Genomic DNA, 8,162 nt, shown 5'->3' with positions numbered 1-8,162 from the left:
GTCCACCTCCAGCACCGAGTCCAGCGCGCTCAACTCGGGCCGCAGTTCCGTGTGCGTCTGCGAGAGATACCCGAACTTCACGTTCGCCCCGTGACGCACCTGCCCGCTCAGGGCCGCAAGCTCGCCCATCAGCGTCCGCAGCAGCGTCGTCTTGCCGATCCCGTTGGGCCCGACAATCGCCACCCGCTCGCCACGCCGAACCTCCAGCCACTCCGCCGACGCCAGCGGACGGCCCGCCTCATACCCAACCGCCAAATCCGTCGCCCGCAGCACCAGGTCGCCCGTCTGCTCCTTGGTCTCAAGCCGCAAATTCATCGTCCGGCTCGCCTGCGGCCGATCCACCGCCTCGTTCTCCAGAAACCGCTCCAACCGCGTCTGGCGTCCGCGGGCCTGCTTGGACCGCTGACCGGCCGCGTAACGGGCCACGAAATCCCGCGCCTTGCGGATGTACTCCTGCTGATTCTCCCACGCCCGCATCCGCTCCTCGTACCGCGCCGCACGCTTCTCGACGTACTCGCTGTACGGCCCGCGATACGTCTCAAGCCGCCCGAACGCGATCTCCCACGTGTTCTGCGTCACGCGGTCCAGAAAATACCGATCGTGCGAAACCACCACCACCGCCCCCCGAAACGACCGCAGCCAGAACTCCAGCCACTCCACCGAGTCAAGGTCCAGATGATTGGTTGGCTCATCGAGCATCAGCACGTCCGGATCAGCCAATAGCAGCGTGCCCAGATACACCCGCGTCCGCTGACCGCCGCTGAGCTGGGCCAACGGCTGATCCCAGCCGGATCGATCGAACCCCAACCCTTCAAGCACCAGCTCGATCCGTTTGAGATAGTCGTATCCGCCGCGAGCCTCAAACGCCGTCTGGGCCGCTCCATAGCGCTTCAGCAGCTCCTGATCGTCCTGCCGCTCAGCCAGTTCCGCCGCCATCTCGTGCAGTTCGACCTCGGTTTGCCGCAAATCCGCGAACACCTCCAGCATCGCCCCGTGTACCGTCCCGCCATCCACCCGCGGCGGCGACTGCGGCAGATAGCCGATCCGCAGCCCGCGCGACCGGTGCACCTGCCCGTCGTCCGCTTCAAGCATCCCAGCCACGATCTTCAGCAGCGTCGTCTTGCCCGCCCCGTTCGCCCCCACCAGCCCGATCCGCTCCGCCTCGCCAAGACGAAACGACACCTCCCGCAGCACCTGCTGCGGTCCGTACGAAATCGTAATATTCTCGGCAATCACCAGCGACATCGCCGCCTGCACCTTCCTGGCCGACCTTACCCGACGCATCCGCGCGCGGGAAAACCCTTATCATACTCGCCAACCCGCGTCAGGACAATCACGGGTGACATATCAGCAACATGCGGATTCCTACAGCCGTCGTCATCCCACATTACCCTTGAGACCGCTCCGGACGCCCGCCATAATACAAAAAGGAAACATCATCGGCCCCGAGGCCCGGTTCGGCGGCCGCCAACGAGCATGAAAGGGGGTCCTGCCATGAGCTCCAGACAAAACCATACGGACAATCCCGCCTCACAGCAGCCGCCAAAGCGACGCCGCCGCTGGCCGTGGGTCCTGCTGGTGATCGCCGCGGTGCTGATCGTCCTGGTCCTGACCGCGCCCTACATCCTCTCAACCGGACTCGGTCCGCCGGTGGTTACCTCGCTCGTCAATTCCTACATCGCCGGACAGGCCGAAGCCGCCGATCTCTCGCTGACCTGGACCGGACCAAGCTCGGTGGATGGCCTGCGGCTCTACGACCCGCAGGGCCGTCCGGTGCTCGCGGGCAATCTGGCCTGGTCCAAGGGTCTCTGGGCCCTGATCACCGGTTACCAGCAATTCGGCCAGCTTGACGCCGACGTGGCCGAACTGGTGGTCTACCAACAGGACCAGACGGTCTCGATCGCCGAGGCGGTCGAGTCGCCTCAGCCGGCCCCAGCCGAGCCCAACCAGCCGCCGGCTGCCGACTATCGCGGCACGCTCACCCTCAACGTCGCCAGCATCCGCATCGTCCGCCCCGACGGGCAGGAGACCGAGATCCGCGACCTCGACAGCCGCGTCGACGTCGATACCCTCAACAACCTCCAGGGCCAAATCCAATTGACACTGACCCAGGGCGGCCAACTGACCAGCCGCTTTAACCTCCAGGACATGTTCCCCGACGGCAGCTTCCAGTTCGGCGCCGGACACATGGACCTGCAGGCCCAGACTCCCGAACCGGTGGCCGTCGGTCCGATCGCCGTAGCCGCCGGCGCGCCGCCAATGACCGGCACGCTCAACCTGAACGCCGACCTGCGGGTCGAGCAGGGCAAACCCCGCGGCCTCATCGACGCCCAGGTCCGCGACCTGACCGCCCAGCGACAAGACCAACCTCCAGCCGGTCAACTCGAACCCGTTGACGCCGCCCTCTTCGCCACCTTCGCGCCGACCGGCGTTGAAGCAGCCGATCAGCCGACCCAGCCGGTCGACACGATCCGCCAAAAACCGCTCTGGGTCCTGATCGACGCCAGCTATCAACCGGACGCGAGCTTCGCCGAAGTCTCCTGGGACAGGATCGTCTCAGCCGTGCTCGACGGCCGGCCCAGCCGCCTCGAACCGGTCGAAGTGCAACTCCAGGGCCAGGCCGACCTGGCCCGACTCGGCTCAGCCGTGCCCGGACTGCTGAACCTCCGAGAAGGCGTCCAGATCACCGGCGGAACCTTGCAGATCGACAGCCTCCGCGCCGCCGGCGGCCAAACCCCGTCGCTCGACGCCCACGTCCGCCTCACCGGCCTGACCGCCCGGCAGAACGGCCAGCCGGTCGAACTCCAGCCGGTCGAACTGACCGCCGACGCGGTCGTCGTCGAAGGCACGGGCCTGAAGGTCAACCAGGCCGATCTCCAGTCGCAGTTCGCCACCGTCTCAGCCAACGGGACGATCAACGACCTGACCGGCCAGTTCCAAGCCGACCTCGCCCAACTCCACCGCCAGATCAACCAGATCGTCACGCTCGGCGATTTCCAGCTCGCCGGCCAAACCAGCGGACAATTCACGTTGACCCGGCCCGACGACCAGCGGCTCAACCTCAACCTCAACGCCCGCGCCGAAGACCTGCTCTACGCCGCCGAAGGCACCGAAATCCGCGCCCAGCAGGCGACGATCGACGGGCCGATCGCGATGACGCTCGAAGACCAGGCCCTCCAGACCCTGCGGATCGACCAGGCCAAGCTCTCCGTCAACCAGACGACGACCGCAGCCGTGTCGATGGACCTCAACGCCAAAACCGGCGCGATGACCGTCCGGGCCGATGTCAACTCCTCGCAGATCAGCGATCTGGTCCAGGTCTTGGGCCTCGAGAACGAAGACCTCCGCTCGGCGACCGGAAGCCTGCAACTGCAGGCCACGATGTCACGCCCCGCCGACCAGAACGCCTACGCGATCAACAGCGACGGCGCCATCCGCGACCTGACTATCCAGGATCAGCCGGTGGGCCAGGCCCCGATCGAATTCCAACTGGCCAACCTCCGCATCGCCCCGCCGCAAGGCCAGCTTTCGCTCGAACGCTTCGAGGCCCGCTCGCAGGGCCTCGTCCAGGCAATCGTCGAGGATGCCCAACTCGCCTGGACGCAGCAGACGACGATGGAAGGACAACTGCAAGTCAGCGCCGACGTCGGCGCGTCCTTGGCCGCCGCTCAACCCTTCGCCGAATGGGAGCAACCGCCCGCCGTCGACGGCCAACTCCAATGGAACGCCTCCGCCAAAACCTCCGGCCAGATGGTGGACGTAAAAGGAACCGCCACCGTCGCCAACTTCCAAGCCGGAAGCGGCGAAAAGAAGTTCACCGAGGATCGCATCGTCTTCGAGCATGACCTCTCAGCCGACACCGACAACCAGACGATCACCCTGCGGCAAACCAAGCTGACCTCCACGCCGCTGACCGCTGCGATCACCGGCACGATCGCCGACTACCTGACCCGCCGGATCCTCGACCTCTCCGGCCAATACACCGCCTCGTGGGCCGAACTCACCACGCTGCTGCACGAGCTGGCTCCGGGCACCAAAGACCTGCTCGCCCTCCAGGGCAATCCGTCACGCGAGTTCACGGTCACCGGACCGCTGGCCGAACCCGAGTTCCGCACGCTGCAGGCCGATGTCGGAGTTGCATGGGAGTCGGGCGAAGTCACCGGCCTCGAACTCGGCCAGGCCGCGCTCTTGCCCCACCTGGAGAATTCAATCCTGGCCGTGCCCGAAACCGCGGTGCCCGCCTCCGGCGGCACGCTGCGCCTCGCCGGACAGATCGACCTCGCCGGCGACACGCCCGTCTATCGGCTGCCCGGCCAGGTCCAACTGATCGACAACGTCCAGGTCGATCAGGAGATCGGCAAGGAACTGCTCAGCCGCGTCAACCCGCTCTTCGCCTCGCTGACCCGGCTTGAAGGCACGATGGGCCTGACCACCCGCGACATCGAGCTCCCGCTGGGCGAGGCCCTCTACACCGGCGGTTCCGGTTCCGGCACCCTGGCCCTCAGTAAGCTCAAGCTCACGCCCTCAGGTTTTCTGGCTCTGCTTATCAAGTCGTCCGGCACGAAAGAGCAGACCCCGAACCAGCCGCAGGGCCAGCCGCAAGGCCAGCCGCAGGATGCTCCCACCCACCAGGTCACCGCCAGCGACCTGAACTTCACCATCCGCGAAGGACGAATCTTCTACGACGACTTCCTCGTCAGTTTCGGACCCGAAAATCAACTGGCGTTCAGCGGATCGGTCGCCTTTGACGGCGCGGTCAACCTGTTCGTCTCCGTGCCGATCACCGCCGAACTGCTGCGCAAAGCCGGCGTCAGCGGGCCCGTCGAGGACTATGCCTCCATCCTCCAAGCCGTCCCCATCCGCCTTCCGCTCGCCGGCAATCGCCTCAGCCCGGAAGTGCGATGGGACAAGGTGGACGTCAAACCGCTGATCAAAAAGGCCGCCGAGCAAATCCTCAAACGCCAAGCCGAGGAACGCATCGGCGATATCATCAAGCCCGGCCAGAAGACCGAGACGCCGACCGAACCCCGGCCGCGGCGACGCGCCGAGCCGACGCCCACGCCCGCCCCCAGGCAAACCCCGCAAGAGAAAATAAAGGAACGGATCAAGGACATCGTCGAAGAACAGGACAAGAGTGAGGACGAATCCAAGTCCAAACCGCGGGAACGAAAGCGAAAGTGATCGCATGGGCCTCTTCGGACGAGCCAGAAACTACCTGCGGCGAGTGATGAGCTCGCCCAGAAACGAACTCGATCGCGTCAGCCGAATCCTGCGATTCCAAATCCAACTGTGGCGATACTCCTTCCGCCGCCTCGGCGTGACCAATGCCTTCGACGTGGCCGCCGCCCTCTCCTACCAGACCATCTTCGCCCTCGTCCCCGCCCTCGTCCTGGCCATGACCATCGCCAGTTCCATCGGCGTCCTCGAGGACAGCAAATCCGAACTCCGCCGCGTCCTGACCGCCGCCGGCTTCTCACAGATCACCCTCGCCCCCCAGACCCAGCCGGATGCCGCCGGCGAGCCGCCCATCCTCCAACAGCGAACCGCCACCGACTGGATCATCGACACCGTCGAAGGCGTCCAGGAAAAACTCACCCTCGGCGCGGTCGGTCCGATCGGCGCGATCGTCCTGATCTGGGCCAGCATCACGCTGATGCTCCTCCTCGAACGGGCGCTGAACCGGATCTTCGAGGCCCGACAGGCCCGCACCGTCGGAGGCCGCCTGCTGCTCTACTGGGGCGCGCTGACGCTCGCCCCCATCGCCGTCGCCGCCGCCGTCTTCCTGGCCAACGCCGCCGCCGGAGCCCTCGAAGGCATGCCGGCCTTGCGCTTTGTCGTGGTCGTGCTCGGATGGATCGGCAACGCGCTTGTCGGTATCATCGTGCTGGCCACCGTCTACCGCATCGTGCCCAACGTGCGGACCGATATCTCCGCCTGTGCGTTCGGAGCCGGAGTGGCCCTGGCCCTCTGGATGATCGCCGAACGCGGCTTTACCTTCTACGTCAGCCGGTTCGTCGCCACCGGAAACCTCTACGGCGCCCTGGGGCTCCTGCCGCTGTTCCTGTTCTGGCTCTACCTCTCGTGGCTGATCTTCCTCTTCGGCGGACAGATCGCCTACACGTGGGCCAACGTCTCCCACATGGAGGCCGCCGAACTGGCCGAAAAAATCACCCTCGGCCCGATCGAGGTCCTCGCCGGAGCCGTCGCCGTCGCCCGCGCCTATGCCGCCGGTGAAGGCCCGCTGAGCTTCCAGCGGATCGTCCACCGCCTGGAACTGCCCGGCCCCACCGTCAACAAGATCATGGACCAATTGGCGGCGATGGGCGTGGTCACCTGCGTGGAGCGACAAGCCGAAACCTCCGCCTACGTCCTGGCACGCCCGCCCGAAAAAATCAGCGTGCCGCACATCATGCAGTTCCTGCCCGAGGACGACCGCCTCGAACCGCCGACCAAAGCCGATCCCAACGTCGCCGAGGCCGTCCGCCGCGTCAAGGACCGCGTCCGCGCCGCCCTCGGCGACTACACCCTCGCCGACGTCCTCCGCGACCTCCAAACGTAGGCTGCGCCGTCCCGACGCACCGGAAAACGATTCCCGGGCTGTTGACGATCGAATCCCCGGATTGATCGTTCTCCTTCCACAGCCCCCCAAAAGCCCCAAACCTTTCACTGGCATTTCCAGCCGCGCTTCGGTAAACAAGACCGGTCATTTAAGGAGCACGACATGACCGTCAGCGAACTTCGCATCGGAGTCATCGGAGTCGGCGGACGCGGCGAACTGGCCGGCCACGCCCATCAGCCCGAACAGGGATCGCGTATCGTCGCCGGAGCCGACGTGAGCCCAAAGGCCCTCGCCGACTTCCAGCAGCGCTACGGCGCCCAGGCCTTCGCCACCGCCGACTACCGCGAGCTTCTGGCCCGAAGCGACGTCGACGCCGTCTTCGTCACCTCGCCCGACTTCTGCCACGAAGAGCACGCCCTGGCCGCCCTCAACGCCGGCAAGCACGTCTACCTCGAAAAACCGATGGCCATCACCATCGACGGCTGCGACCGATTGCTCCGCGCCGCTCGCCAGCGCGGCGTCAAGCTCTACCTCGGACACAACATGCGGCACATGGCCGTCGTGCGAAAAATGAAACAGCTCATCGACGCCGGCGCCATCGGCAACGTCAAAGCCGCCTGGTGCCGGCACTTCGTCTCCTACGGCGGCGACGCCTACTACAAGGACTGGCACGCCGAACGCGCCAAATCCACCGGCCTCCTCCTCCAGAAAGGGGCCCACGACATCGACGTCCTCCACTGGCTCTGCCGCGGCTACAGCCGCACCGTCACCGCCTTCGGAACCCTCGCCGTCTACGGCGGCGTGGCCGACCGCGACGCCTCACGCCGCACCGGCACCGTCTCGTGGCAGCCCACCGAAATCTGGCCGCCCCGCGCCCAGAAGGGCCTCAACCCCGCCGCCGACGTCGAAGACCTCAGCATGGTCCTCATGCAGCTCGACAGCGGCGTTCTCGCCTCCTATCAGCAGTGCCACTTCGCCCCGGATGCGTGGCGAAACTACACCTTCATCGGCGATGAGGGCCGACTCGAAAACTTCGGCGACGACCCGGGCCACTGCGTGATCCGAGTCTGGAACCGCCGCGAAGACCGCTACAACCCCTACGGCGCCGAGCAGCACTACATCCCGCGCGAGGGCGGCACCCACGGCGGAGCCGATCCCAAAATCGTCGCCGAGTTCGTCCGCTACGTCCGCCAAGGCGGAACCATCGCCACCTCCGCCGTCGCCGGACGATACGCCGTCGCCGCCGGTTGCTGCGCCACCGAATCCCTCCGCAACAACGGCAAACCCTGCGACGTCCCCCCGCTCCCAAACGACCTGGCCAAATACTTCCAAGCCGACGTCGCCGACACCGTCTAAACAACAACGCTCCAAATCATCCACCCCCGTACGGGCAGGCCTCGTGCCTGCCCCTTCGCCCATCGACCAATCCGGGCCAGGCATCGTTCGGGCAGGCACGATCGGCCAACCACAGAAGTTGCCCCTAACCGCTGATCGTCCCGACACGCCTCCCGCAGAGGTCGACGCGGTCCGCTGGCAAACCGGACAGTCGGATCGGAGCAAGTAGGGTGCGTCGTCCCGACGCACCAGAAAACCGCCCCTTGCC

Annotated in this window: 4 protein-coding genes; 3 read left to right on the top strand and 1 reads right to left on the bottom strand. The window is 66.1% G+C overall.

Translation table 11 applies throughout. The features are described from left to right. Positions 1-1,245: ABC-F family ATP-binding cassette domain-containing protein (locus tag GXY33_04870; GenBank protein NLX04460.1), on the bottom strand; the 1,245-nt coding region annotated here is incomplete at its 3' end. A gap of 249 nt (positions 1,246-1,494) precedes the next feature. Here GXY33_04870 and GXY33_04865 point away from each other — a divergent pair. From GXY33_04865 to GXY33_04855, 3 genes are all read left to right on the top strand, one after another. After that, entirely contained in the window at positions 1,495-5,181 is a 3,687-nt protein-coding gene (locus tag GXY33_04865) for a hypothetical protein (GenBank protein NLX04459.1), read from the top strand. Positions 5,182-5,227: 46 nt separating this feature from the next. After that, complete coding sequence (locus tag GXY33_04860; protein ID NLX04458.1) at positions 5,228-6,559, top strand: YihY family inner membrane protein; 1,332 nt, start codon at positions 5,228-5,230, stop codon at positions 6,557-6,559. Positions 6,560-6,721: 162 nt separating this feature from the next. After that, a complete protein-coding gene (locus tag GXY33_04855) occupies positions 6,722-7,915 on the top strand; it encodes a Gfo/Idh/MocA family oxidoreductase (protein NLX04457.1) in 1,194 nt (397 codons plus the stop codon). The last annotated feature ends 247 nt before the right edge of the window (positions 7,916-8,162 follow it).

This window comes from Phycisphaerae bacterium (genome assembly GCA_012729815.1).
In the GTDB taxonomy this organism is placed as follows: Bacteria; Planctomycetota; Phycisphaerae; order JAAYCJ01; family JAAYCJ01; genus JAAYCJ01.
This window is presented reverse-complemented; position numbering and strand designations above follow the sequence as displayed.

Coding starts and splice junctions, on each gene's coding strand:
- GXY33_04865 (NLX04459.1), top strand. CDS start 1,495: ATGAGCTCCAGACAAAACCATACGGACAATCCCGCCTCACAGCAGCCG.
- GXY33_04860 (NLX04458.1), top strand. CDS start 5,228: ATGAGCTCGCCCAGAAACGAACTCGATCGCGTCAGCCGAATCCTGCGA.
- GXY33_04855 (NLX04457.1), top strand. CDS start 6,722: ATGACCGTCAGCGAACTTCGCATCGGAGTCATCGGAGTCGGCGGACGC.